Source organism: Ottowia sp. (assembly GCF_047601385.1).
Lineage (GTDB): Bacteria > Pseudomonadota > Gammaproteobacteria > Burkholderiales > Burkholderiaceae_C > Ottowia.
This window is the reverse complement of sequence record NZ_JASGJP010000001.1, coordinates 905,031-929,888: the sequence shown is the minus strand read 5'-3', so window position 1 is coordinate 929,888 and position 24,858 is coordinate 905,031. Positions and strand designations below refer to the sequence as shown.

General features: G+C 72.5%; 24 protein-coding genes. 13 read left to right on the top strand and 11 right to left on the bottom strand.

From position 1 onward, the window contains the following. Both QM772_RS04495 and QM772_RS04490 read right to left on the bottom strand, forming a co-directional pair. Nucleotides 1-453 (bottom strand): VOC family protein, encoded by a 453-nt coding sequence (locus QM772_RS04495; protein WP_415134256.1) that lies wholly within the window; start codon nt 451-453, stop codon nt 1-3. 156 nt (nt 454-609) lie between these two features. Beyond that, nucleotides 610-1,110, bottom strand: coding sequence for a VOC family protein (locus QM772_RS04490; protein ID WP_415134255.1), 501 nt, complete (start codon nt 1,108-1,110; stop codon nt 610-612). Between the two features lie 115 nt (nt 1,111-1,225). On the opposite strand from QM772_RS04490, the gene QM772_RS04485 reads away from it, so the two are divergent. Both QM772_RS04485 and QM772_RS04480 read left to right on the top strand, forming a co-directional pair. Further along, entirely contained in the window at nt 1,226-1,870 is a 645-nt protein-coding gene (locus tag QM772_RS04485) for a TetR/AcrR family transcriptional regulator (RefSeq protein WP_415134254.1), read from the top strand. Between the two features lie 178 nt (nt 1,871-2,048). Next, complete coding sequence (locus tag QM772_RS04480) at nt 2,049-2,801, top strand: SIR2 family NAD-dependent protein deacylase (RefSeq protein WP_415134253.1); 753 nt, start codon at nt 2,049-2,051, stop codon at nt 2,799-2,801. 32 nt (nt 2,802-2,833) lie between these two features. Here QM772_RS04480 and QM772_RS04475 read toward each other — a convergent pair whose 3' ends face one another. The 5 genes from QM772_RS04475 to QM772_RS04455 form a co-directional block, all read right to left on the bottom strand. Further along, complete coding sequence (locus tag QM772_RS04475) at nt 2,834-3,430, bottom strand: chromate transporter (protein WP_415134252.1); 597 nt, start codon at nt 3,428-3,430, stop codon at nt 2,834-2,836. Further along, nucleotides 3,427-4,011 (bottom strand): chromate transporter, encoded by a 585-nt coding sequence (locus tag QM772_RS04470; protein ID WP_415134251.1) that lies wholly within the window; start codon nt 4,009-4,011, stop codon nt 3,427-3,429. Before QM772_RS04470 ends, QM772_RS04475 begins: the two co-directional genes overlap by 4 nt. A 75-nt stretch (nt 4,012-4,086) precedes the next feature. Then, nucleotides 4,087-4,443: an arsenate reductase (glutaredoxin) gene (arsC, locus tag QM772_RS04465; protein ID WP_415134250.1), complete on the bottom strand. Its 357-nt coding sequence runs from the start codon at nt 4,441-4,443 to the stop codon at nt 4,087-4,089. Nucleotides 4,444-4,452: 9 nt separating this feature from the next. Continuing rightward, nucleotides 4,453-5,652: an exo-beta-N-acetylmuramidase NamZ domain-containing protein gene (locus QM772_RS04460; RefSeq protein WP_415134249.1), complete on the bottom strand. Its 1,200-nt coding sequence runs from the start codon at nt 5,650-5,652 to the stop codon at nt 4,453-4,455. 79 nt (nt 5,653-5,731) lie between these two features. Continuing rightward, nucleotides 5,732-6,277, bottom strand: a complete 546-nt coding sequence (locus tag QM772_RS04455) for a DOMON-like domain-containing protein (protein ID WP_415134248.1) — start codon at nt 6,275-6,277, stop codon at nt 5,732-5,734. Between the two features lie 137 nt (nt 6,278-6,414). Between QM772_RS04455 and QM772_RS04450 the strand changes: the two genes are divergently transcribed. Continuing rightward, complete coding sequence (locus QM772_RS04450) at nt 6,415-7,248, top strand: GNAT family N-acetyltransferase (protein ID WP_415134247.1); 834 nt, start codon at nt 6,415-6,417, stop codon at nt 7,246-7,248. Nucleotides 7,249-7,257: 9 nt separating this feature from the next. After that, on the top strand, nt 7,258-7,719 hold the full coding sequence (locus tag QM772_RS04445) for a SixA phosphatase family protein (RefSeq protein WP_415134246.1): 462 nt from the start codon (nt 7,258-7,260) through the stop codon (nt 7,717-7,719). Here the strand turns inward: QM772_RS04445 and QM772_RS04440 are convergent. Continuing rightward, entirely contained in the window at nt 7,691-8,119 is a 429-nt protein-coding gene (locus tag QM772_RS04440; protein ID WP_415134245.1) for a PaaI family thioesterase, read from the bottom strand. The genes QM772_RS04445 and QM772_RS04440 overlap by 29 nt on opposite strands. A 192-nt stretch (nt 8,120-8,311) precedes the next feature. Here QM772_RS04440 and QM772_RS04435 point away from each other — a divergent pair, with 192 nt between their 5' ends. From QM772_RS04435 to QM772_RS04405, 7 genes are all read left to right on the top strand, one after another. Next, a complete protein-coding gene (locus QM772_RS04435; RefSeq protein ID WP_415134244.1) occupies nt 8,312-8,974 on the top strand; it encodes a CHRD domain-containing protein in 663 nt (220 codons plus the stop codon). 24 nt (nt 8,975-8,998) lie between these two features. Next, nucleotides 8,999-9,490, top strand: a complete 492-nt coding sequence (locus QM772_RS04430) for a CHRD domain-containing protein (RefSeq protein WP_415134243.1) — start codon at nt 8,999-9,001, stop codon at nt 9,488-9,490. A 61-nt stretch (nt 9,491-9,551) separates the two neighbouring features. Continuing rightward, nucleotides 9,552-11,831: a YgiQ family radical SAM protein gene (locus tag QM772_RS04425; protein WP_415134242.1), complete on the top strand. Its 2,280-nt coding sequence runs from the start codon at nt 9,552-9,554 to the stop codon at nt 11,829-11,831. A gap of 94 nt (nt 11,832-11,925) precedes the next feature. Continuing rightward, the gene (ygiD, locus tag QM772_RS04420; protein WP_415134241.1) at nt 11,926-12,786 is read left to right on the top strand and encodes a 4,5-DOPA dioxygenase extradiol; all 861 of its coding nucleotides are present in this window, start codon (nt 11,926-11,928) and stop codon (nt 12,784-12,786) included. 189 nt (nt 12,787-12,975) lie between these two features. Then, complete coding sequence (otsB, locus tag QM772_RS04415; RefSeq protein ID WP_415134240.1) at nt 12,976-13,743, top strand: trehalose-phosphatase; 768 nt, start codon at nt 12,976-12,978, stop codon at nt 13,741-13,743. Next, complete coding sequence (locus tag QM772_RS04410) at nt 13,740-15,527, top strand: glycoside hydrolase family 15 protein (RefSeq protein ID WP_415134239.1); 1,788 nt, start codon at nt 13,740-13,742, stop codon at nt 15,525-15,527. The genes otsB and QM772_RS04410 overlap by 4 nt, the downstream gene beginning before the upstream one ends. Further along, nucleotides 15,524-16,909, top strand: a complete 1,386-nt coding sequence (locus tag QM772_RS04405) for an alpha,alpha-trehalose-phosphate synthase (UDP-forming) (RefSeq protein ID WP_415134238.1) — start codon at nt 15,524-15,526, stop codon at nt 16,907-16,909. The genes QM772_RS04410 and QM772_RS04405 overlap by 4 nt, the downstream gene beginning before the upstream one ends. Before the next feature lie 204 nt (nt 16,910-17,113). On the opposite strand, the gene QM772_RS04400 is transcribed toward QM772_RS04405, so the two are convergent. Continuing rightward, complete coding sequence (locus tag QM772_RS04400) at nt 17,114-18,082, bottom strand: ROK family protein (RefSeq protein WP_415139459.1); 969 nt, start codon at nt 18,080-18,082, stop codon at nt 17,114-17,116. Nucleotides 18,083-18,187: 105 nt separating this feature from the next. On the opposite strand from QM772_RS04400, the gene QM772_RS04395 reads away from it, so the two are divergent. Beyond that, the gene (locus QM772_RS04395; RefSeq protein WP_415134237.1) at nt 18,188-18,487 is read left to right on the top strand and encodes a YlcI/YnfO family protein; all 300 of its coding nucleotides are present in this window, start codon (nt 18,188-18,190) and stop codon (nt 18,485-18,487) included. Continuing rightward, nucleotides 18,484-18,795, top strand: coding sequence for a type II toxin-antitoxin system RelE/ParE family toxin (locus tag QM772_RS04390; RefSeq protein ID WP_415134236.1), 312 nt, complete (start codon nt 18,484-18,486; stop codon nt 18,793-18,795). Before QM772_RS04395 ends, QM772_RS04390 begins: the two co-directional genes overlap by 4 nt. 37 nt (nt 18,796-18,832) lie before the next feature. On the opposite strand, the gene fusA is transcribed toward QM772_RS04390, so the two are convergent. Both fusA and QM772_RS04380 read right to left on the bottom strand, forming a co-directional pair. Continuing rightward, on the bottom strand, nt 18,833-20,881 hold the full coding sequence (gene fusA, locus QM772_RS04385; RefSeq protein ID WP_415134235.1) for an elongation factor G: 2,049 nt from the start codon (nt 20,879-20,881) through the stop codon (nt 18,833-18,835). A 340-nt stretch (nt 20,882-21,221) separates the two neighbouring features. Continuing rightward, nucleotides 21,222-24,770, bottom strand: a complete 3,549-nt coding sequence (locus QM772_RS04380) for a hypothetical protein (protein ID WP_415134234.1) — start codon at nt 24,768-24,770, stop codon at nt 21,222-21,224. Nucleotides 24,771-24,858: the final 88 nt, after the last annotated feature.

The following is a 24,858-nucleotide window of genomic DNA, read 5'->3' as shown; positions in this document are numbered from 1 at the left end:
TCAGGTTGCGCTAGCGACGTTGACCATCCACGGCGTGCCGAAGCGGTCCGTGACCATGCCGAAGCCGGGCGACCAGAAGGTCTTGGTGAAGGGCATGGTCACCTGGCCGCCTTCGGACAGGCCGTTGAACACGTGCTGGCCTTCCACCTCGGTCTCGACGCCGATCGACACCCACAGGCCCTGCGGCTTGCGGTAGCCGCCGCCGCAGGCTTCGGGGTCCATGCCTTCCATGGCGGGCAGCGCGTCGGAGGCCATCAGCAGCTGCGCCCCCACTTGCAGTTGCGCGTGCATCAGCAGGCCCTTGGCCGCATCGGGCAGCGGCGGCATGCCTTCCTCGGGCGGCATGTCGCCGAAGGTGGATTTGAAGACGATCTGTCCGCCGAACAGCTGGGCGTAGAAGTCCAGCGCCTCGGCGCAGTTGCCGTCGAAGTTGAGGTAGGGCACGAATTGCATGGTGGGTCTCCGGGTGGTTTGGGATATGGCTCCCTCTCCCCTCGCGGGAGAGGGTGGGGGAGAGGGGGTAGCGCTTGCTGCCTGGTGGGTGCCGGCCGCCGGCATTCCCCCTCTCCCCCGGCCCCTCTCCCGCGAGGGGAGATGGGAGGCGGCATCTCAGCGCCCGTCGAAGGCCGCTTGCAGCGCGGCGATGTCGAGCTTCTTCATCTTCATCATGGCCTGCATGGCGCGCTGCGAGGCGGCGTGGTCGGGCGCGTTCATCAGGCGCTCCCAGTCGCCGGGCGTCACCTGCCAGGACAGGCCGTAGCGGTCCGCCAGCCAGCCGCACTGCTGGGCGGCCGGGTCGCCGCCGGCGCCCAGGGCGTTCCAGTAGTGGTCGATCTCGGCCTGGCTGTCGCAGTTGATCATCAGCGACACCGCGGGGTTGAGCTTGAAGTGCGGGCCGCCGTTCAGCGCCAGCATGGCCTGGCCGTCCAGCGTGAAGGACACGGCCATCACCGAGCCGGGCGGCTTGCCGTGCTCTTCCTGCCCGGCTTCGCCGTAGTGCGAGACGCTCTGGATGCGCGAGTCGGGGAAGATGCCGGTGTAGAACCTGGCGGCTTCCTCGGCCTGGGTGTCGAACCACAGGCAGGGCTGGATGCGTGAGAACTGGGCCATGGGGCGTTGACTCCGTTGTTGTGTGGACGATGTTCACATCCTAGGCGTTAAAATGAACACTGTCCACATGGCAGATCCATGGGGCTGTAATTTTTTGTTCAAGCAGAAGAGTCCCATGGCCACGGCCCGCCGCCCCAAGCCCCGCGCGACCTACCACCACGGCGACCTGCGGGCCGCGCTGGTCGAGGCCGGCCTGGCGCTGGCGCGCGAGGGCGGCCCGCAGGCGGTGGTGCTGCGCGAGGCCACGCGCCGCGCGGGCGTGGCGCCGAATGCGGCGTACCGCCATTTCGCCGGCCACCCCGCGCTGTTCGAGGCGGTGCGCGCGGCCGCGCTGGGCGCGTTGGCGGGGGCGATCGAGCGGGAGATGAAGCCGGCCGAGGCGCTGCCCGACCCGGCCGCCCGCGCGCGCGGGCTGCTGGCGGCCGTGGGGCGCGGCTACCTGGGCTTCGCGCAGGCGGAGACGGGGTGGTTCCTGACCGCATTCGCGTCAGGTGCGTTCGACGTCGAGCCGCCGAGCGACGCGGCGCGCACCGCCGACAAAGGGCTCAACCCGTTCGAGCTGCTGGGCTACGCGCTGGACGCGATGGTGCAGGCCGGCGTGCTGCCGCAAGAGCGCCGGCCGGGCGCCGAGTTCCTGGCCTGGTCGTCGGTGCACGGCATGGCGCTGCTCATCATCGACGGGCCGCTGCGCCGCGCGCCGCTGGCGGTGCGCACGGCGCTGGGCGCGCGCTTGCTGCACATGGTCGAGGTGGGGCTGTAATGAAACCACCCCCGTTGCTCCACTCGCTTCGCGATGTTGCGCCTCCCCCCTCAAGGGGGCGCGCCCGCTGGCCGGGGGAACCCCGGCCAGGAGCGCACTGGCGTGGCCTGCTCCGCGGCCTTCCGGCTCTTCGTGTTTCACGCGCCGTGGGTGGTGCATTGCGCTACGGAAAACAGAAATGAACGCCTGCCTGGATCTGGACATGGCGCGCCGCTGGATCGCCGACGCCGCCCACGTCGCCGTGCTGACGGGCGCCGGCGTCAGCGCCGAATCGGGCGTGCCGACGTTCCGCGACGCGCTCACCGGGCTGTGGGCCAACTTCCGGCCGGAAGAGCTGGCGACCGAGGGCGCCTTCCGCCGCGACCCCGCCCGCGTGTGGGACTGGTACCAGCACCGCCGCCGGATGCTGCGCGATGTGCTGCCCAACGCCGGCCACCGCGCGCTGGCGGCGTTCCAGCAGCGCTACCCGGGCCGGCTGACGCTGGTCACGCAGAACGTCGATGGCCTGCACCAGCGCGCCGGCAGCGAGGGCGTGTTGTGCCTGCACGGCGACCTGTTCGCCGACCGCTGGCTCGACCCGGCCCGCGCCTGCTGCCGTCTCGACGCCGCCGCGCCCGGCAGCCCGCCGCATTGCGACGGCTGCGGCAACCTGGTGCGCCCCGGCGTGGTGTGGTTCGGCGAGGCGCTGCCTTTTGCCGCGCTCGAAGCCGCCGAGCGCGCGGCGCACGCCTGCGACGTGATGCTGGTGGCCGGCACCTCGGGCCAGGTCTATCCGGCGGCGGGGCTGGCGCACCTGGCGCGGCGCGCCGGCGCGCGCGTGGTCATCGTCAACCCGGAGCCGACCGAGCTGGACGACACGGCGCACCTGGTGCTGGCCGGCACGTCGGCGCGGCTGCTGCCCGAACTGCTCGGCGGGCTATGTAATCGATAGCTGCCCGCGCTTGTCTGGCGGGCGCTGGAGCCCTAAACGATGCCCAGCATCCCCAGCACGGCCCCGGCGCCGATCAGCCACAGCAGGTGGAGGCGCGTGCGCCAGACGATCAGCGTGGCGGCGGCGGTGAGCAGCCACAGCGGCCCGTCGCGCGCCGGCTGGTCGTGGGCGCCGGTCAGCAGCCAGCCGGTGGCGATGAGCAGCGCCACCACGATGGGCGCCATGCCGGCCTTGAAGGCGCGCACCGCGCGCAGCTCGCGGTTGTGGTGCGCCCAGCGCGTGGCGGCGAGGGTCAGCACGGCGGAGGGCAGCATCATGCCGACCATGGTGACGGCCACGCCCAGCAGCGCCAGGCCGTAGGCCGGCCAGCCGGCCGCCGGGCCGCCGCCGGCGTTCAGGCCCACGTTCCAGCCCATCAGGGCGACGAACAGCACGTTGGGCCCCGGCGCGGCCTGCGCCAGGGCGATGGACGAGCTGAACTGCGCCTCGCCGAGCCAGTGCCGCGCATCGACCAGGTAGCGGTGCATGTCGGGCGCGGTGGAGATGGCGCCGCCCACCGCCAGCAGCGACAGCGACAGGAAGTGCGCGAACAGGTCCAGCCAGTCCGCCGGGGCGAGGGCGATGGTCATGATGGCCGCTTCGCGGCGCCCAGGCGGTGCCAGGCCCACAGGCAGGCGCCGCCGCCGACCGCCAGCACCACCCAGCCCAGCGGCACGCGCAGCAGCGCCACGGCGGCGAAGGTGGCCGCGGCGGCGGCGATGCAGGCGGGCGGCCCCATGACGCTGGCGCGCAGCGCGCCGGCCAGCTTGAGGCCGGTGGCCAGCACCAGCCCGGCGGCCACGGCGCCCATGCCGCGCAGCGCGCGCTGGGCCAGTTCCGAGTCCGCCACGGTGGCGAACAGCGCCGCCAGCACCAGCACCAGCACGGTGGGCAGGGCCAGCATGCCGGCCAGCGCGGCCACGGCGCCGCGCAGGCCGAAGTGGCGGTCGCCGATCATCATCGACAGGTTGACGACGTTGGGGCCGGGCATGATCTGCGCCACCGCCCAGTCCTCGATGAACTGCTCGCGCGTGAGCCAGCGCTTCTTCTCGACCAGCTCGCGCTGCACCACGGCCAGCACGCCGCCGAAGCCCTGCAGGGCCAGCCAGGTGAAGGACCAGAACAGGTCGGCGCAGGAGCGCGGGGCGGCGGCGGGCTCGGCGGAGGACATGGATGCTCTCGATTAAATAGCTGCTGGCGCTTTACTGGCGGGCGTTGGAGGCACTTTGGGCTTGTAATATGCCGATCAGGCGGGCAGCACGTCCAGCACCGCCTCCACCGGCCGGCCCAGGCGCGCGCCCAGCGGGGTGACGACGATCGGGCGCTCGATCAGCACCGGGGTGGCGAGCATGGCGTCCAGCAGTTGCTCGTCGGTCAGGGCCGGGTCGTCCAGGCCCTGCGCCAGGACTTCGGGCTGCTTGGTGCGCAGCAGCGCGCGCAGCGGCCGGCCGGTGGCGCGGGCGATGCGCTTCAGCTCGTCGCGGCTGGGCGGGGTCTTCAGGTATTCGACGATGCGCGGCTCGATGCCGCGCTCGCGCAGCAGGGCCAGGGCGTTGCGCGAGGTGCTGCACTTGGGGTTGTGGTAGATCGTGACGTCGCGCATCGGCTGTCCTCAGTAAAGCAGATAGGGCTGGCGCGCGCGCAGCCACGCGGCCTCGTCGGCGGCGACCAGGGCATGAAGGTCGGCGGGCGTGGCGCCGGGGTCGTCCACCCATTCGCGCAGCAGCGGGCTGCCGTTGATCACGTCGATGGCCAGGCGCGTTTCATATTCGTAGGGGAAGTCGCGCCACAGCGGGTAGCCGGGCGCCTGCCGGCGCAGCGCCTTGAACGCCAGCGCCTGCAAGCGCCAGGGCCGGAAGGCGGCGTGGCCGTAGTGGGCCGGGTCCTCGGTGTGGATCTGCACGCCGGCGCAGAGCTGCCCCGCGTGCTTGTGGAAGGTGGGCTCGAACCAGCATTCGCGCAGCACGCAGCCGTGCAGCCATTCGGGCGCCAGCGCGCGCATGTCGGTCAGCAGGCGCCGGGTGTCGAGGCCGGGCGCGCCGAACAGCTCCAGCGGGCGCGTGGTGCCGCGGCCCTCGCTCAGCGTGGTGCCTTCCAGCATGACGGTGCCGGCGTAGGCGCGCGCCATGCTCAGGTTGGCGGCGTTGGGGCTGGGGTTGACCCAGGTTCTTTCGGGGGGCCAGCCGAAGCCGGGCGCGGCCTCGGGCCGCCAGCCTTCCATCGTGATCACGCGGTACTCGACTTGCAGGCCCAGGTGCGCGATGAACCAGTGGCCCAGCTCGCCCATCGTCATGCCGTGGCGCATGGGCATGGGGCCGGCGCCGACGAAGCTCTCCCAGCCGTCGCGCAGGCTCAATCCCTCCACGGGCCGTCCGGCGGGGTTGGGGCGGTCGAGCACCCACACGGCCTTGGCCGAAGCGGCGGCGGCCTCCAGCACGTAGCGCAGCGTGGTGATGAAGGTGTAGATGCGGCAGCCGAGGTCCTGCAAATCCACCAGCAGCACGTCCCACGGGGCCAGCATGGCGGCGGTGGGGCGGCGCACCTCGCCGTACAGGCTGAAGACGGGGATGCCGTGCTGCGGATCGGTGAAGTCGGGCGACTCCACCATGTTGTCCTGCTTGTCGCCGCGCAGGCCGTGCTGGGGGCCGAAGGCGGCCGTCAGCTTCAGGTCGGGCAGGGCGGCCAGGGCGTCGAGCGAGTGCGTCAGGTCGCGCGTGACGGAGGCGGGATGGGCCAGCAGGGCAACGCGGCGGCCTTGCAGCGGCGCGCGCAGGGCGGGGTCCTGGAGGAAGCGTTCGAGGCCGGTTTTCATCGCCGGGCCGCTCCCAAGATGAAAAGCCCCCTTGGGGGGCAGCGCACTGCGCGAAGCGAGGGAGCGTGGGGGGCAGTTTTCATGCGAGGGTGGGGAGATGAGTTGTCCAGCCGGCGCGCTGGTGGAAGTCGGGCACCGCGCGCGGATGAGCGAGGGCGAAGTAGCTCAGGCTGCCGTCGGCGCTTTCGATGACGGCGGCCAGGCCCATTTGCCAGCCACTGTACGCAGGGGGTAGCCAGGCATCGAGGCGCAGCGAGCGGGCATCCTGCGTGCAGGCGATGCGCGGTGGCGGCAACGGCGCGGTGGCGGGCGCGCGCTGGCGCTCGGCGGCGAACGCGTAGGCGGCCCAGTCGCCCGAGGGGGAAAAGTTGAACTCGTGGTAGCGGGGGCCTTGCGGGTCGCCCACGAAGGCTTCGAGGCAGGTGTGCCGCCATAGCCCGTCGGCGGCCGCCGGGCGCGCGGCGGGTGCGGGGATGCGCAGCCGCGCCATATCACCCGCCAGCGTGAAGGCCAGCCGCCAGCCGCCGCCGGGCGCCGGCGCGACGCTCACGGCCGCCGCCGCCAGCGCCGCGCAGGGCGTGGCCGGGTGGCACTGGAGCGTGAACGTGCGCGGCGTGGCGGGCATGGCGGCGCTATTGTCTCAGCGCGCCAGGGGGTTGTCCGACGGGTGTAAGGTCGCCGTTCTTTCATCGGTTTGTCACCCGGCGGTCACGTTGGCCGACGAGGATCGAGCGCACGAAGAAGCCGCATGGAGTACTGATCGTGAAGGAACTGCCAACGCCCACTTTTGCCTTTTCGCCCGCCGCCGGTTCGCCGCGGCGGGCCAGGGGGGCGCTTCATCCGGGCGGTGGCGGCGCCCGCGCGCTGGGCGGCGGCATTCAGGTGGGCTGGGCGCGCCATCTGGACGAGGTGAGGGCGGCGCAGCGCCTGCGCCACCAGGTCTTCGCCGGCGAGATGGGCGCGCGCCTGGCCACGCCCGTCGCCGGCCACGACGTCGACCTGTTCGACGACTACTGCGAGCACCTGCTGGTGCGCGACGAGGCCACGCGCGAGGTGGTCGGCACCTACCGTGTGCTGACGCCCGTGCAGGCGCGCCGCCTGGGCGGCACCTACACCGACACCGAGTTCGACCTGACCCGCCTGCGCGCGCTGCGCGAGCGCATGGTGGAGGTGGGCCGCAGCTGCGTGCACCCCGCGCACCGGCAGGGCGGCGTGATCCTGGCGCTGTGGGGCGCCCTGGGCGAGTTCATGGTGCGTAACCAGCTCGACACCATGCTCGGCTGCGCCAGCATCCCCATGATGCAGGGCGGTGTGTTCAGCGGCGACATGGCGGCCAGCATCTGGCGCCAGGTGCGCGAGCGCCATCTGGCGCCGATCGAGTTCCAGGTGCGCCCGCGCGTGCCGCTGCCCCTGGAGCGGCTGAACGACCAGCTCGACGTCGAGCCGCCGGCGCTCATCAAGGGCTACCTGCGCCTGGGCACGCGCGTGCTGGGCGCGCCGGCCTGGGACCCGGACTTCAACACCGCCGACCTGCCGATGCTGATGCGCATCGCCGACCTGCACCCGCGCTACCGCAGGCACTTCCTGGGCGAGTGAGGCGATGCGATGGACCTGATCCTGTGGCGCCACGCCGAGGCGCAGGAGCCGGAAGAGGGCATGAGCGACCTGGAGCGCGCCCTCACGCGCCGCGGCCAGCAGCAGGCCAGCCGCATGGCCGCCTGGCTGGACCGCCAGCTGCCCGAGGGCACGCGCATCCTCGCCAGCCCGGCCGTGCGCACCGTGCAGACGGCGCGGGCCTTGCAGCGCAAGTTCAGGCCGCGCGACGAGCTGCTGCCCGGCGCCGCGCCCGAGGCGCTGCTGCGCCTGGCCGGCTGGCCCGACGCCAAGGGGCCGGTGCTGGTCGTCGGCCACCAGCCCACGCTGGGGCAGACCATCGCGCAGCTGCTGGGTATGAACGACCCCGAGTGCGCGGTGAAGAAAGGCGCCGTCTGGTGGCTGCGCAGCCGCGAGCGCGGCGGCGCGGCGCAGACCGTGGTGGTCACGGTGCAGACGGCGGAGCTGCTGTAGCGTCCATCACCAGCTGCGTCTGCGTGACGACGGCGCACAGCCGGCCCTCGGCGCTGTACACGCTGGTCTGCCATACCTGCGTGCGCCGGCCCCGGTGCAACGCCACCGACTCGCCCGTGACCACCGTGCCCACCTTGGCGCCGGCGATGAACTTGGTGCTGGAGTCGGTGGTGGTCGTCATCTGCCCGGGCCGCAGGTTCACCACCGTGCCGACCGCGCCCAGCGTGTCGGCGAACGCCATGTAGGCGCCGCCGTGCAGGATGCCGCCCAGCGTGCACAGATCGGGCCGCACCGTCATCTCGGCGCGCACGCGCTCGGGCGCGGCCTCCAGCAGGCGGATGCCCAGCGTGCCGGGCAGCAGCGGGTCGATGTGGCGTTGCAGGGTGGCGAGGTCGGGCATGCGGGCCTCCTGGGTTCCGTTGTTGTGGATTTTTGCATAGATCGGGCTCCGGGGCTTGTCTGGAAAGCGCCGGCAGCTATCTAAAACATAGCTTTCGGCGTGGCTTGGACTGCCTGGCGGCTGTGCCTAAAATGGCCCGCTGCGACCGCCGCGCGCGTAGGGCGGCGCCGATCTGACCAGGAGTCTTGCCGCATGCCCACTTTCGTTTCGGTTTCCTCGCGCGCCGCGCCGGCCGCGCTGGTGCTCGCGCTGCTGGCCGCCGGCTGCTCGACGGTGGATCTCGGGCCCCGCTACGATCCGCCGCCGGTGCGCATGCCGCAGCCGCTGCCCGCCCCGTCGGCCCCGGCCGCGCTGCCGCCGCTGGCCACGGCGCAGCCGGTCGTGCCCGGCCAGCCCATCGGCCAGCCGCTGCCGCCCATCGGCGCCGAAGGTGCCTTTCCGGCACCGCCGCCACCGCAGGCGCCGCCCGCCGCTCCGGCCGACGCGCCGCGGGGCCTGGTCACGCTGACCACGCGCATCGAGGGCGCCGCCGTCAACCCGCCCACCCGCAGCGCCGGCACCGGCCAGCTCGACGCGCTGTACGACGCCGGCACGCGCCTGCTGCGCTGGAAGGCGTCGTGGTCCGGCCTGTCCGGCCCGATCACCGGCGTGCAGTTCCACGGCCCCGCCGGCATGGACCAGAACGGCCCGCCGGCCATGATGTGGCCCGGCCCCTTCGGCCCCGCCTACGAGGGCCGCGCCACGCTCACGCCGCAGCAGGCCGCCGATCTGGCGGAGGGCCGCTGGTACGTCAACATCTCCACCGCCGCCTACCCCGCCGGCGAGCTGCGCGGGCAGCTGCGCGTGGTGCGCTGAGGCGGTTTCTCAGCCATGCCGACGATGCTTTCTCCCACGCGCCGGGGCGCCGCGCTGGTGCTGCTGGCGGCGCTGGCCGGCTGCGCCGCGCCCCCGCCCCGCCCGGCGCCGCCGGCCGTCACCCAGCCGGCGCCGGTGGAGCCGCGGCTGAAGGAGCTGGCCGCCTTCAAGGCCGTGCTGAGCGCGTCCGAGGCCGTGCCGCCCGCCGACAGCCCGGCCCGGGGCGAACTGGTGGCCGTGCTCAACCGCAACACCGGCCTGCTGCAATGGAAGCTGAGCTACAGCGGCCTCACCGGCCCCGTGCGCGCCGCGCACTTCCACAGCCCGGCGATGGGCGGCGAGGTGGCCGCGCCGGTGATCGCCATCGGCCGCAACTTCAGCAGCCCCTACGAAGGCCGCGCCCTGCTCACGCCGCGCCAGCGCGCCGACCTGCTGGCCGGGCAGTGGTACGTCAACCTGCGCACCGCGCGCTTCCCCGAGGGCGAGCTGCGCGGGCAGTTGATCGAGCAGCGTTGAACCCATCCGCCTAGAATCGAGGGCTTCGCCGCGCCACCGCAGCGCGCGGCCGACACCCCCGATGAACGCGCCGATCGACGTCTCCTTTTTCCCGCGCGCCGCCAAGCCCCTCGCCAGCTACAAGCCCTACTGGGCCAGGCGTTTCGGCACCGCGCCCTTCTTGCCCATGAGCCGGGCGGAGATGGACGCGCTCGGCTGGGATTCGTGCGACGTCGTCCTGGTCACCGGCGACGCCTACGTGGACCACCCCAGCTTCGGCATGGCCGTGATCGGCCGCGTGCTGGAGGCGCAGGGCTTCCGCGTCGGCATCATCGCCCAGCCCGACTGGCAGAGCGCCGACGCCTTCAAGGCGCTCGGCCGGCCCAACCTGTTCTGGGGCGTGACGGCGGGCAACATGGATTCGATGATCAACCGCTACACGGCCGACCGGAAGATCCGCAGCGACGACGCCTACACCCCCGGCGACGAAGGCGGTAGGCGTCCCGACCGCGCCGCCATCGTCTACAGCCAGCGCTGCCGCGAGGCGTACCGCGACGTGCCCATCATCCTCGGCGGCATCGAAGGCAGCCTGCGCCGCATCGCCCACTACGACTACTGGAGCGACAAGGTGCGCCGCTCCATCGTGGTGGACAGCAAGTGCGACCTGCTGCTGTACGGCAACGCCGAGCGCGCGCTGGTCGAGGTGGCGCACCGCCTGGCGCGGCGCGAGCCGGTGGAACAGATCACCGACGTGCGCGGCACCGCCTTCGTGCGCCGCGCGTCGGAGCCGGGCTGGATGGAGATCGACTCCACCGAGGTTGATCAGCCCGGCCGCGTGGACGCGCACCAGAGCCCCTACCAGACCACCGGCGAGCAGACGGAGAATACTACCGATTCGATAGCTGCCAGCGCTTGCCAGACGGGCGCTGCGGGCCAATTTGGCGCTGAACCGCAGCCCCTGCGTTTCGTGCCCAATCCCGCGCTGCGCGGCCGCACCGCGCCGCGCGAGCGCACCGTGATCCGCCTGCCCGGCTACGAGCAGGTCAAGCGCGACGCGGTGCTCTACGCCCACGCCAACCGCGTGCTGCATCTGGAGACCAACCCCGGCAACGCCCGCGCCCTGGTGCAGGCGCACGGCGAGGGCGCCACCGCGCGCGACGTGTGGCTCAACCCGCCGCCCATCCCGCTGACCACCGCCGAGATGGACTGGGTGTTCGACCTGCCCTACGCCCGCAGCCCGCACCCGCGCTACGCCGACGAACGCGGCCGCCACGACGGCGCCACCAAGATCCCCGCGTGGGAGATGATCCGCTTCAGCGTGAACATCATGCGCGGCTGCTTCGGCGGCTGCACCTTCTGCTCCATCACCGAGCACGAGGGGCGCATCATCCAGAGCCGCAGCGAGGACAGCATCGTGCGCGAGGTCGAGGCCATGCGCGACCAGGTGCAGGGCTTCACCGGCGTCGTCAGCGACCTGGGCGGCCCCACCGCCAACATGTACCGCCTGGGCTGCAAGAGCCCCGAGATCGAGGCCGCCTGCCGCAAGCCGAGCTGCGTGTACCCCGGCATCTGCTCCAACCTGACGACCAACCACGACCCGCTGATCGGCATCTACCGCCGCGTGCGCAAGCTGCGCGGCGTGAAGAAGGTGCTGATCGGCTCCGGCCTGCGCTACGACCTGGCCGTGAAGTCGCCCGCCTACGTGAAGGAGCTGGTGCAGCACCACGTCGGCGGCTACCTGAAGATCGCCCCCGAGCACACCGAGGAGGGCCCGCTGTCGAAGATGATGAAGCCCGGCATCGGCAGCTACGACCGCTTCAAGCAGCTGTTCGACAAGTTCAGCGCCGAGGCGGGCAAGCAGCAGTTCCTGATCCCGTACTTCATCGCCGCGCACCCCGGCACGACCGATGAAGACATGCTGAACCTGGCGCTGTGGCTCAAGGCCCACGGCTTCCGCGCCGACCAGGTGCAGGCCTTCTACCCCAGCCCCATGGCCACCGCCACGGCCATGTACCACACCGGCCTGAACCCGCTCAAGGGCATCCACCGCGACGAGCGCGCCGAGAGGGTCGATACCGTCAAGGGCGAGCGCCGCCGGCGCCTGCACAAGGCCCTGCTGCGCTACCACGACCCCAACAACTGGCCGCTGCTGCGCCAGGCGCTCAAGGACATGGGCCGCGCCGACCTCATTGGCAACGGCAAGCACCACTTGATCCCCACCTGGCAGCCGCTGGACGGCGGCGGCTACCAGAGCGCGCGGCGCAAGAACTCCACGCCTGCGCGCGGCCGGGTTTTGACGCAGCACACCGGGCTGCCGCCGCGCCAGACCGGCGCCGCCCGCAAGGGCTCGGCGCGCGGCTGAGCGCCCGGAGCCACCCGACTTTCAACCGCGCTTCATGCATCGACGCCACTTCGCCGCCCTCGCCGGTGCAGCCACGCTTTCTGGAGCCACGCTCATGACCCCCTTGTCCGGCGCCGCCAACCTGCCGCAGCTTCAGGCGCTGCGCCCCTCGCCGCGCATGCCGGTGCTGTTCGTCGGCCACGGCAGCCCCATGAACGCGATCGAGGACAACGCCTGGCGCCGCGCCTGGCAGCAGATGGGCCGCGATCTGCTGGCGCGCGAGGCCCGGCCGCAGCTCATCCTGTGCGTGTCCGCCCATTGGCTGACGCGCGGCGGCTGGTACCTGACGGGCATGGCCCAGCCCAGGACCATCCACGACTTCGGCGGTTTTCCGCCCGAGCTGTTCGAGCAGCAATACCCGGCGCCGGGCGCGCCGGCGGTGGCGCAAACGCTGGCGCGCGAGCTGCGTTCGCCCGCCACCCAGCAGCCGTTGGGCGTGGACGTGGACGCATGGGGCCTGGACCACGGCACCTGGTCGGTGCTCAAGCCTATGTTTCCCGCCGCCGACATCCCCGTGCTGCAGCTCGGCATGGACTACAGCCGCGCGCCCGCCGAGCACTTCGCGCTCGGGCGGCAGTTGCGCGCGCTGCGCGAGCGCGGCGTGCTGATCGTCGGCAGCGGCAACGTGGTGCACAACCTGCGCGCGGTGCGCCGCGACGCGCCCGCCGACACCGCCTACGACTGGGCCGCCGAGTTCGACGCCCGCGTGCAGAGCGAGGTGGCGTCCGCGCGCCTGCCAGCGCTGGCCGAGTTCCAGCAGTGGGGCGCGATGGCGCCGCTGGCCCACCCCACGCACGAGCACTACCTGCCGCTGCTCTACGCGGCGGGCGCGGTCGATGCCACGGAAATGCCGCGCTTCTTCAACGCGGGTTTCCAGTTCGGCTCCCTCTCGATGCGGTCGATGATCTGGGGCTGAAGATGGCGGCCGTGGAATCCAGATTGCTCTTGAAAATGTAGCTTCTGGCGCTCGCCCAGTAAGCGCTGGAAGCTGATTTGGCATAGAACACGGGCTGCCGCCGCGCCAGCGCCGTGCATGCGCGGCGCGACGGCCCGCGCGCCCTTGGCCTACAGCCACGCGGCGCCGGGCTTGTTAAAGTCGGCGGCGATGTCCATGCCGTTCGCGCTCAGCGCGCGCCACGCCCTGTTCCTCGACTTCGACGGCACCCTGGCCGAGATCGCCGCGCAGCCCCAGGCCGTGCGCGTGCACGCCGACGTGGTGCCCAGCCTGCGGGCGCTGCACGCGGCGCTGGGGGGCGCGCTGGCCATCGTCACCGGCCGCGCGATGGCCGACGCCGATCACTTCCTCGCCCCGCTGCGCCTGCCTGTGGCCTGCGAGCATGGCGCTCATATCCGTGCCAGTGATGGCCACGTCGGCACCACGCCCGCGCTCGACCTGGCCCCCGTGCTGGAAGCCCTGCGCCCCCTGGTGGCGCGCCACCCCGGGCTGCTGGTGGAGGCCAAGCGCACCGGCCTCGCGCTGCACTACCGCCAGGCGCCCCACCTGGAGCCGCTGTGCGTGCAGGCGCTGACCCGCGTGCTGAACGGCGTGCCCGGCGCCGAGCTGCTGCGCGGCAAGTGCGTGCTGGAGATCAAGCCCGCCGGCCCCAGCAAGGGCCGCGCCATCGGCGACTTCATGCGCCGGCCGCCCTTCGCTGGCCGCATGCCGCTGTTCATGGGTGACGACGTGACCGACGAGGCCGGCTTCGCCGCCGTGCAGGCGCTGGGCGGCCTGGGCGTGAAGGTGGGCGAGGGCGCCACGCAGGCGCATGCGCGCATCGGCGCGCCGGCCGACGTGCGCGCGTGGCTGCGGTCGTCCGCGCAGGCGCTGGCCGGCATCCGTTCGCCCGCCATCGCCGGGGAGGACGACGCATGACCATCGAGCCTTCGCTCCAGCTCGGCATGATCGGCAACTGCGCCATCAGCGCGCTGGTGGACGCGCGCGCGTGCATCGTCTGGTGCTGCATGCCGCGCTTCGATGGCGACCCGGTGTTCAACGCGCTGCTGCAGCCCGGCGAAGGGGGCAGCCGCTTCGCCATCGTGCTGGAGGATTTCGCCGCCAGCGACCAGTGGTACGAACCGAACACCGCCGTGCTGCACACGCGCCTGACCGACCTGCACGGCAACTGCCTGGAGGTGACGGACTTCGCGCCGCGCTTCCAGGCGCGCGCGCGGTTCTTCCGTCCCAACATGCTGGTGCGCCGCGTGCGGCCGGTGCGCGGCGCGCCGCGCATCCGCGTGCTGCTCGACGTGCGCTACGACTGGGGCCAGACCCGGCCCGAGATCACGCGCGGCAGCAACCACGTGCGCTACGTGGGCAGCGCCTTCACGCTGCGACTGAATACCGACGCACCCGTGACCTACGTGCTCTCGGGCCAGCCCTTCACCGCGCAGCGCGAGTACAACTTCCTGCTGGGCGCCGACGAAACCCTGTCCGAAGGCATCGCCGACACGGCGCGCCTCTACGAGCAGGAGACGGTGTCGTACTGGAAGCACTGGACGCAGCGCCTGCACCTGCCGCTCGAATGGCAGGACGCGGTGATCCGCGCGGCCATCACGCTGAAGATGTCACTGTTCGAGGACACGGGCGCCATCGTCGCCGCGATGACCACGAGCATTCCCGAATCGGCGAACAGCGGCCGCAACTGGGACTACCGCTACTGCTGGCTGCGCGATGCGTTCTTCGTGGTGCGCGCGCTCAACAGCCTGTCGGAAGTGGGCACGATGGAGGACTACCTGCGCTGGCTCGGCAACGTGGTCGCCAAGGCGGGCGAGGGGCACATCCAGCCGCTCTACGGCATCGGGCTGGAGCACGAGCTGCCCGAATCCATCGTGCCGCACATGGCGGGCTACCGGGGCATGGGGCCGGTGCGCGTGGGCAACCAGGCGGCCGAGCACTTCCAGCACGACGTGTACGGCAACATCGTGCTCGGCGCCGCGCAGGCCTTCCACGACAAGCGCCTGCTGCACCCGGCGGGCAGCGCCGAGTTCGCGCGGCTGGAGCGCATCGGCCATCTCGCCGTGCAGGTCTACGGCCAGCCCGACGCGGGCATGTGGGAGCTACGCACCCGCGCGCGCGTGCACACCTCGTCGGCGCTCATGAGCTGGGCCGCGTGCGACCGGCTGGCGAAAATAGCCGCCGCGCTGGACCTGCCCGAGCGCGCGCGCTACTGGCAGTTGCACGCGCGGCAGATGCGCGAGGAGATCCTGGAGCGCTCCTGGAGCCCCGCGCGCCAGGCCTTCGCCGAGAGCTTCGGCGGCAGCGAGCTGGACGCCAGCGTGCTGCTGATGGCCGAGGTCGGCCTGATCCACCCCTCCGACCCGCGCTTCGTGAGCACGCTCGACGCGATGGAGGGGACGCTCTGCGACGGCCCCTACATGCGCCGCTACGAGGCGCCAGACGACTTCGGCAAGCCCGAGACCTCGTTCAACATCTGCACCTTCTGGCGCATCGACGCGCTCGCGCGCATCGGCCGGCGCGAGCAGGCACGCGAGATCTTCGAGGCCATGCTGGCCGTGCGCAGTCCGCTCGGCCTGCTGTCGGAAGACACGCATGCCGTGACGGGCGAGATGTGGGGCAACTTCCCGCAGACGTATTCGATGGTCGGCGTCATCAACGCCGCCATGCGCCTCTCGGCGCCGTGGGACACGGTGATATGAGCCGCCTCGTCGTCGTCTCCAACCGCCTTGCCGACCCGCGCAAGCCCGCCGCCGGCGGGCTGGCCGTGGCGCTGGGCGAGACGCTCGCGCGCACGGGCGGGCTCTGGTTCGGCTCCAGCGGCGCCACGGCCGCGGACATCGCGCCCGGCGAGGGCCGGCTGCACGTGCGCCAGGCTGGCAAGGTGACGCTCGCCACCGTCGACCTGTGCGCCGAAGACCACGCCGCCTACTACCTGGGCTACTCCAACAGCGTGCTCTGGCCAGTCTTCCACTACCGGCTCGACCTCGCCGACTTCAACCCCGCCTACCTCGCCGGCTACCGGCGCGTGAACCAGATGTTCGCGCGCAAGCTGCTGCCCCTGCTGCGCGAGGACGACGTGATCTGGGTGCACGACTACCACCTGATCCCGCTGGCGGCCGAGCTGCGCGCGCTGGGCTGCCGCCAGCGCATCGGCTTCTTCCTGCACATCCCCGTGCCGCCGCCGCTCATCATGGCCGCGCTGCCGCAGCACGAATGGCTGCTGCGCTCGTTCTTCGCCTACGACCTGGTGGGCTTGCAGGGCGAGACCGACGTGGCCCACTTCACACGCTGCATGGTGACGGAGGCCGGCGCGGAGGAGCTGGGCGCGCAGCGCCTGCGCGCCTACAACGCCACGGTGCGCGTGGCAGCCTTTCCCATCGGCATCGACGTGGAGGAATTCCAGGCCCTGGCCGCCGCGCCCGAGGCCGTGAGCACCTTCGAGGCCATGCGCGCCGAATACTCGCGCCGCCAGTTGCTGCTGGGCATCGACCGGCTGGACTATTCCAAGGGCATCCCGCAGCGCGTGCGCGCCTTCCGCCAGCTGCTGGAGCGCTATCCCGAGAACGAACACAGCGCCACGCTGGTGATGATCGCCTCGCCCAGCCGCGACGACGTGCACGCCTACACCGACCTGCGCCAGGAGCTGGAGGGCCTGTGCGGCGCCATCAACGGCGACTACGGCGACCTGGACTGGATGCCGCTGCGCTACATCCACCGCACGGTGGCGCGCAGGCGCGTGCCCGGCCTGTGCCGCGCCGCGCGCGTGGGGCTGGTCACGCCGCTGCGCGACGGCATGAACCTGGTCGCCAAGGAATACGTGGTGGCGCAGGACGAGGCCGACCCCGGCGTGCTCGTGCTCTCGCGCTTCGCGGGCGCGGCCGAGCAGCTCCAGGAGGCGCTGCTCGTCAACCCCTACGACACGCAGGGCATGGCCGACGCCATGCAGACCGCCCTGCGCATGCCCCTGCCCGAGCGCCAGTGGCGCCACCAGCGGCTGCTGGAGCGCGTGCGCGAGCACGACGTGCACTGGTGGCGGCGCGGCTTCCTGGCCGCGCTGGAAGAGCATGAGGTGCAGGGCTAGCGCGTTTCGTTCAAGTGTTGGCCGTTGCTGCCTTCGCCGTCATTCCCGCGCAGGCGGGAATCCAGGGGACGTCGAAAGGAGGCACTGGATCCCTGCCTGCGCGGGGAGGACAGGGCTGTCTGGAAAACACGCTGAGAATTTAAGTCAAATTGGCCTACAGCGCTTGTCCAGCAAGCGCTGGCAGCTATCTTTTTTGAGTAAGACTCAAAAGGAGTCTTCCAGCAGCGCCAGCGCCGCGTAGTCGCCCACCCGCTCGCCCAGGTCCGTGCTGACCAGTTCCACCTCATCCGTCAGTGCCGGAAAGTAGCGCGCCAGCTCCGCGCGCAGCAGCGGCAGCAGCAGCGCCTGGTGGTGCAGGAACACCGCGCCGCCCAGGCTGATGCGCCGCAGGTCCAGCGTCGCCACCAGGTTGTAGAGCAGCCGCCCCATCAGCACGCACAGGCCGCGCACCTCGGCCAGCGCCGCACCGTCGCCTGCATCGGCCGCCCGCAGCAGCGCGGGCGCGTTCGCGCCCAGCCGGCGCATCAATGCGCTGCCTGCCACCAGCGATTCCACGTCGCCCCGGTTGCCGCAGCCGCACAGCGGCCCCTCCTGCCCGCTTTGGCCCGGCGCCTCCCCGACGAACGAATGCCCCGCATGGCCCGCGTTGCCGTGCTTGCCGTGCAGCACGCGGCCGTCCACGCACAGGCCGGTGCCGATGCCGGTGCTCCAGGTCACGTAGGCGCAGTCCCGGATGCCGCGCAGCGCGCCCCAGCGCCGCTCCGCTTGCAGCGCGGCCACCGCGTCGCCCGCGATGCGCACGCGTTGCGCGCCCAGCGCCTGGACCAGTGGTGCTTCGAGCGGCACGCGCGTCCAGTCGTTGCCCAGGCCGCGCGGCGCGCCGGCCAGGCCGCCGCAGAGGTTGGGGTTGGCCAGCTCGGCCAGGCCGCCTGGTCGCACGAACGGCCCGCAGGACGCCACGCCCACGGCCGCCAGGTCGCTGCGCGCCAGGCCGTGCCGGGCGCAGGCGTCGTCGAGCAGGCGCAGCACCTGGCGGGCCAGCGCATCGGGCTCGCCAGTTGTCACCGTCGGTTCGGCAAGGCGCACGAGCAAAGCCGGCGGCGCATCGCCGTCCGGCGGCCTGGCCAGGCACGCGGCGACCTTGGTGCCGCCGATGTCCACGCCGGCGCGCACGCCCGATGGCATGGGGGGAAGAGAAGGCTGCGACATACCTCCATGATGCCGTGTGCTTCCCCGTTCCATGCGCTGCTGCATAACAAATGCGCTACATTGACGAACATGAAGACTGCCCAATTGCCCCCGGTGCGCGTCACGCCCGATGTGCGGCACCAGATCGAGAGCGTCCTGCACGACGGGGAAACGCTGTCGCAATTCGTCGAGCAGGCCGCCCTCGAAGCCGCGCAGCGCCGCAAGGCCCAGATGGAATTCGTGGCCCGTGGCCGCGCTTCCCTGGCCCGCGCACGCCAGACCGGGCAGTACCACGCCGCCGCTGAGGTGCTCGATGCGATGCAGGGCCGGCTCGAAGCCCGCTTGGCAGCGCATCGGCCGCGCGAGCGCGCTGCCAAGCGCGGTTCGTGACCTACACCGTCAGCCTCACCGCCGAGGCGCTGGAGGACTTGCAGCGACTGGAGGGTTTCCTCATGGACGCAGCCCTCGAGCACGGCGACTTCGATCTGCCCGGCCGCGCACTGGCGGCCATCCGCAGGGAGTTCCGGATTCTCGAAAGCAATCCGTTCACCTGCCGCATCGCCTTCGACGACAGGCTGGAGCGTGAGCTGGTGATCCCGTTCGGCGCGGCGGGCCATGTGGCGCTGTTCCACATCGTCAGCGAGCAGGAGGTCGTGGTTTCGGCGATCCGCCATCAGCGGGAGGACGACTACCACTGAAGAGGCAGGGCATCATCGGGGCACGGCGTGGCCCGACTCAATCCTCATCCCGCCCCTTGTACTGCCCCACCAGCGCCTGCTGCACCCCCGGCGGCACCACTTCGTAGTGCGACAGGGCCAGGGCGTAGCTGCCCTGGCCGGCGGTCATGGCGTTCAGCCGGCTCTGGTAGTCGGCCAGCTCGGCGATGGGCGCCTGGCCGCTGACGGTGAGGGTGCCGAGCTTGCCGCTGTCGGTGCCGCTGACCAGGCCGCGGCGCGACGACAGATCGCCGGTGATGGCGCCCATGGCGCTCTCCGGCGCGGTGACCTGGATGCGCGCGATCGGCTCCAGCACCACCGGCCGCGCCTCGCGGATGGCGGCCTGGAAGGCCCGCTTGCCGGCGGTGACGAAGGCGATCTCCTTGCTGTCCACCGGGTGGTGCTTGCCGTCGTGCACGATCACGCGCACGTCCTGCACCGGGTAGCCGGCGATCACGCCTTCGCCCAGCGCCTCGCGCACGCCCTTTTCCACCGCCGGCATGAACTGGCCGGGGATGGTGCCGCCCTTGACCTGATCGACGAACTCGAAGCCGCCGCCGCGCGGCAGCGGCTCGATGCGCAGGTGCACCTCGCCGAACTGGCCGGCGCCGCCGCTCTGCTTCTTGTGGCGGTACTGCGCGGCCGCCTGCTGGGTGATGGTCTCGCGGTAGGGGATGCGCGGCGGGCGCGTGTCCACGTCGGCCTTGTGCACCTCGCGCAGCCGCTCCAGCAGCACGCGCAGGTGCAGCTCGCCCAGGCCGTACACGATGGTCTCGTTGGTCTGCGCCGCGTGCTCCAGCTTCAGGCACGGGTCCTCGGCCACCAGCTTGCCGACGATCTCCCACAGGCGCTGCTCGTCGCCGCGCCGCTTGGGCGCCAGGGCGATGCCGTGCACCGGCACGGGGAAGGGCAGGGGCTTGAGGTGGATGTGGTCGTCCTCCGCCGCGTCGTGCAGCACGGCGTCGAAGTGCAGCTCGTCGATCTTGCCGATGGCGCAGATGTCGCCCGGCCCGGCGCTGGGCACCTCGACGTGGTGCCTGCCCTGTTGCAGGTACAGGTGCCCCACCTTGAAGGGCTTGCGCCCGTCGCCCACGTAGAGCTGCGCGCCGGGCGTGATGGTGCCCTGGTGCACGCGCACGAAGCCGAGCTTGCCGACGTAGGGGTCGATGCTGATCTTGAACACGTGGGCCAGCACGTGCGCCGCCGGGTCGGGCTGGGCGTGCATCAGTTCGGCGCCGTCGCCTTGGCCGTTCAGGAAGTCCGGCGGGTTGCCTTCGGTCGGGTTGGGCAGCAGCCGCGCGATCACGTCCAGCAGTTCGCGCACGCCGGCGCCGCTGCGCGCGGAGACGAAGCAGACGGGGATCAGGTGCCCTTCGCGCAGCGCCTGCTCCAGCGGGGCGTGCAGTTCACTGGCGTCCACGTCGCCCTCGTTCAGGTAGCGCTCGACGAAGGCGCCATCGACTTCCACCACCTGCTCCACCAGCGCGCGGTGCGCGTCGGCGACGGCGCCGAAGTCGCTGTGGCCCTCGCGGTTGTAGAAGCAGTCCACCACCTTCGTGGCGCCGGCGTCGGGCAGGTTGAGCGGCAGGCATTCCTTGCCGAAGGCGGCCTGGATGTCGGCCAGCAGCGCGGGCAGGTCGGCGCCTTCGGCATCGATCTTGTTGACGATGACCAGGCGGTCGAGTTGGCGCTCGGCGGCATAGTCCATCATGCGGCGCGCCATGGGCTCGATGCCGGCGGTGGCGTTGATGACGATGGCGGCCGTTTCCACTGCCTCCAGCGCCGGCAGGCTCTGGCCGATGAAGTCCGGCGCGCCGGGCGTGTCGATCAGGTGGATGCGACAGCCGGCGTGCCCGGCGTGCATCACGGCCGATTGCAGCGAGTGCTGGGCCCGGGCCTCCAGCGGATCGTGGTCGCTGACGGTGCTGCCGCGCTCCACGCTGCCGGCCGCGCCGATGGCGCCGCAGGCTTGCAGCAGCGCTTCGGCCAGGGTGGTCTTGCCGGCGGCGGCGGGGCCGACCAGGGCGAGGGTGCGGATGTTCTCGACGGAAGGGCTGCTGGCGGGCATGGCGGTGGTGTCTCCTCGGTTCGCAGGGTAGCCCGGCCGCACGGCGGGCACAAGGGGCCGGATTTCCCGAAGACGTGCTGCGCTTCGGGCCGGGCGCACACCCTCACGGCGGCGCCACCGAGGCCGCGCTGGCCGGCGCTGGAGACTGCGCGCGCCGCGACCAGGACGTGCTCGCGCGCTTGGGCCGCTTCGCGCGCCGCAACGCCATCCGGGGCCGTGCCAGCGCGGCGGGGCACATGGCCTGCCTGGCGCAGCCGGATGCTGGCTTTCAGGGAAATTTATAAGAAATCGGCCTGCAGAGGCCGTCCAGCAAGCGTCAGCAGCTATCGATACAGGAGTATCAGCGTGCCGCCGCGCGGTCCTGCGGTGGCGTGGGCAGCCACAGCTCCAGGGTGGCGGGCCGGGCCTTCAGGCTGGTGGGCAGGTCGGTGACCCAGACCGAGCGCTCGGCATCGCGCGGCCAGCAGGCGTTGTCTTTCACCGCTTGCGCCATCTCGTTGGCGCAGGCACGCGCGGCGGCGTCATGGGCGATGAAGGTGGGCTGCAACCACGGCACGGGGCGGCGCTGCTGGCGCGCCTCGGCGCTGCGGTTGACGTTCTCGATCGCCGCCACGCGGTAGCCCTGGGCGCTGAAGTCGGCGCGCAGCCGCTCGGCGCGTTCGCGGGCCGACTCGTCGTAGATCTGTGTGTAGACGGTGATGTCGCCGCACGTTTTCGCGCTGGTGATCCGGCAGGCATCGGGCGCGGCGCCGGGCGGCGGCGGGGCCGGGGCTGGTGCCGGGCGTGCCCGCTCGGGCGCTTCGGCCACGGCGGTGGCCGGCCGCTCGCGCACCAGGGCCCAGGTGTTGGCGCGCACCAGGGCCCAGACGTCCGCCAGGCCGCGCACGGCGCCGGGCGGGCGCTGCGGCGGATCCCAGTAGTTCAGCGCGTCGGTCTCGGCGGCGGGCTTGGTGGCCTCGGCGCACAGCAGTTGCTCGACGGCGCTGCCGGCGCCCGGGCAGGCGGCGGGGCCTTCGGCGCGGCGCCGGCAGGCCTGCGCCACCTCGCCCAGCAGCAGGCCCAGGGTCTGCTCGTCCTGCGGCGTGACGGCCGGGCTGCCTTGCAGCGTGCGCAGCCGCGCCACCTGGCCCACGGTGTGGACCGACAGTCGCGGGCAGGTGCCTTGCAGGTCGCGCAGCTCGCGCGAGACCTCCACCAGCATTTGCTGCACGGCCTGGCGGCGCTCATCCCCGCCGCGGCGGATCTGGTCCTGCGCCTGCCACAGCCCCAGCAGCAGCGCGCCGACCGCGCCCAGGCCGACCGAGCCGCCGATGACGGCCGCCTTGGCACCGCGCCGCCAGCGCGGCTCGCCGCCCGCCGCGTCGGGCGCGGCGCCGCGGCGCAGGGGCGCGGGCGCGGCCAGCTTGTGCAGCTGCGGGCGGTCCCAGCCGGGCAGCTGGCCCAGCCAGCGGTCGTACAGCGCGCGGCCCATGTCCTCACCCAGGCGGTGGTAGCTCTCCCACTGCGCTTCGTCGAAGAACTGGTCGGCCGTGGAGTCGTGCGGAAACTTGGCGTGGCGCCGCGCGTAGGCCAGCAGGTCCAGGTCCAGCGCCGCGTGCAGGCGCGGCTTGACGACCAGCAGCGTGCCCTCGCGCTCGCCCACGCGGGCGTCGCTGCGGCGGTAGCGGATGCGCGCCAGCAGCACGCCGCGGCCGCCGGCGTGGTCGGCCAGGTCGTCGGGCGAGAGCACGCCGATGCCGCCGCCGGCCAGGGTGAACAGGCGCGCGGCCTCGTGGCGGGGGTAGAACTCGATCTCGGCGTCGAGGTCGATGCGCGCCTTGCGCACCAGGTTCTCGATGTCCTCGTACTCGAAGTCGGCGTCGGTGCCGGCGTCGGACAACAGGATGAAGTCGCACTCGCGCTTGATCAGCGCGTAGACGCCGGTGTTGTCGAAGTGCCCGCCGTCGGAGGCGTACCACCAGGGCCGCGCCTGGCCGTGGAAGGTGGCGCTGGCCTCGGCCCACAGCATCAGCGGCTTGGGCGCGTGGCGCCAGGCCCAGGCCGTGAGGCCGCGCATGGCATCCGGCCGCCACAGCGGCGCCGGCATCCAGTGGCCCAGGCGGATGCCCAGCAGGAACATCACCAGCGCCCAGCCGGTGGATGTGAGCGAGCCCGCGCCCGGCGCCGCCGCCGCGCCGGAGACGGCCACCCAGTGCCCCAGCGTGCCCAGGCCCTGGCCGGATGCGTCCGCCGCCTGCGCCGCGCCGTCGCAGCGCACCACCGCTTGCGGGCCCACTTCCAGCGCCCGCGCCGAGGCGGTCAGCAGCGTGCCCTTGCGGTCGGCGTTGAACAGGCCGCTGGCGTCGTCGCGCGTCTGGTTCAGGCAGGTGTTGATGAGCTGGATCGGGCCGCCGGCGCACTCCGGCCGGTGCGCGGCCAGGCCGACGTCGTCGCCGTCGGCCACCTGGGTGACGCTGCGCAGGCGCGCGTCCAGCGGCGTGAAGATCGACCACAGGCCGCGCCGCGCGTTGCCCACGGCCAGGTAGGCCCGCGCCAGCCGCGCCATGTAGAAGCCGTAGAGCGACGACGAATTGACCGCCTGCGCGTAGCCCGCCGTGGTGGCCCACCACAGCCCCGCCACCGCCAGCAGCAGCGTCCAGCGCAGCCAGGCCGGCAAGGCCCGCAGCCATTCCGTCGGCGCCTGGCTGAACACCCACCACTGCGCCGCCACCAGCCAGGCCAGCACCAGCAGCAGGGTGGCCAGCCGGCCGGCGATGTCCAGCAGCAGGGGGCCCAGCGCGCGCGCGCTGTCGTTCCTGGCCTGCATGGCCAGCTGCTGCAGCGCCGGCGCCACCGCGCGCAGCACCACCAGCGCGGCGCCGCCCAGGCCCAGTCCGCTCCACAGCCAGGCCGCGTCGTCGGCGGCAGACAGGGTGTGCAGCAGGGTCCAGCTGGCGCGGTCCAGCAGGCCGATGCCGGCCAGCGCCAGCGCCAGCCCCAGCGCCGCGCGCAGCGCGCGCGTGAGCTCGCTGCGCAGCCGGGCGACGGCCAGCGCGCGGCCTTCGCCGCTGCGGGCCAGCCGCCACATGGCCCAGCCGTGCCCCAGCACGCCCGACCACAGCGCCAGCGCGAACAGCGGCCGGAGCAGCCGGGCCTGCTGGATGGCCGTGGCCGGCCCCGGGCTGGCGAGGACCGTCCAGCCCGCCCACAGCGCCGCGCCCGCCAGCAGCGCCAGCAGCGCCACGTCGCCCGGGAACACCGCCCGCGCGCGGCCGGGGCGCGCTTCCGGCGCCGCCCAGTAGCCCAGCAGCAGGCCGGGCGCGCTCGCCGCCAGCCACAGCGCTGCCAGCGCCAGCCAGGGCGAGGGCCAGCCGGCCCAGGCCACCGGGTCGAGCCAGCGCGCGGCGTCGTGCGCCATGTGCGGCAGCGTCACCAGCAGCGCCAGCGGGATCAGGGCGAAGAAGGTCTCCAGGTGGATGGCGATGAAGGCGCGCAGGTAGCTGACCCCGGCGATGCCCCAGTCGCGCGCGCCGGCGGGCGACAGGTAGCGGCCGTTGCGGCGCAGCCAGTCCAGCACCTTCGACCGGCCGTCGGCCAGCTGTGCCTGGGCGCCGTCGATGCCCAGCGCGCACACCAGCCGGCCCAGCATGGCGGCCGTGAAGCCGCCGCCCGACACACTGGAGAGGTAGTCGATGCGCCGCAGCAGCCCTTGCGCCGCCAGCCCGCGCACCAGGCCCAGCGCGAAGGTGGCGCTGCGCACGCCGCCGCCCGACAGCGCCAGCCCCACGGTGGGCAGCTGGCGCGCCTGCGCGTTGGAGAAGCCCGCCCGGCGCCGCCGCCGCAGGATGGCGGCGCGTTCGTCGCGCCGCAGCTGCTCCTGCGCCGGGCGGGGTTGCGGGGGGCTGGCCATGGAGCGCACGGTAGGCGCGCGCGGCGCCGCCGTCAACCATCCGATGGAGTAGTCGGCGGCGAATCGGATTTTGAATGAAATCGGTATT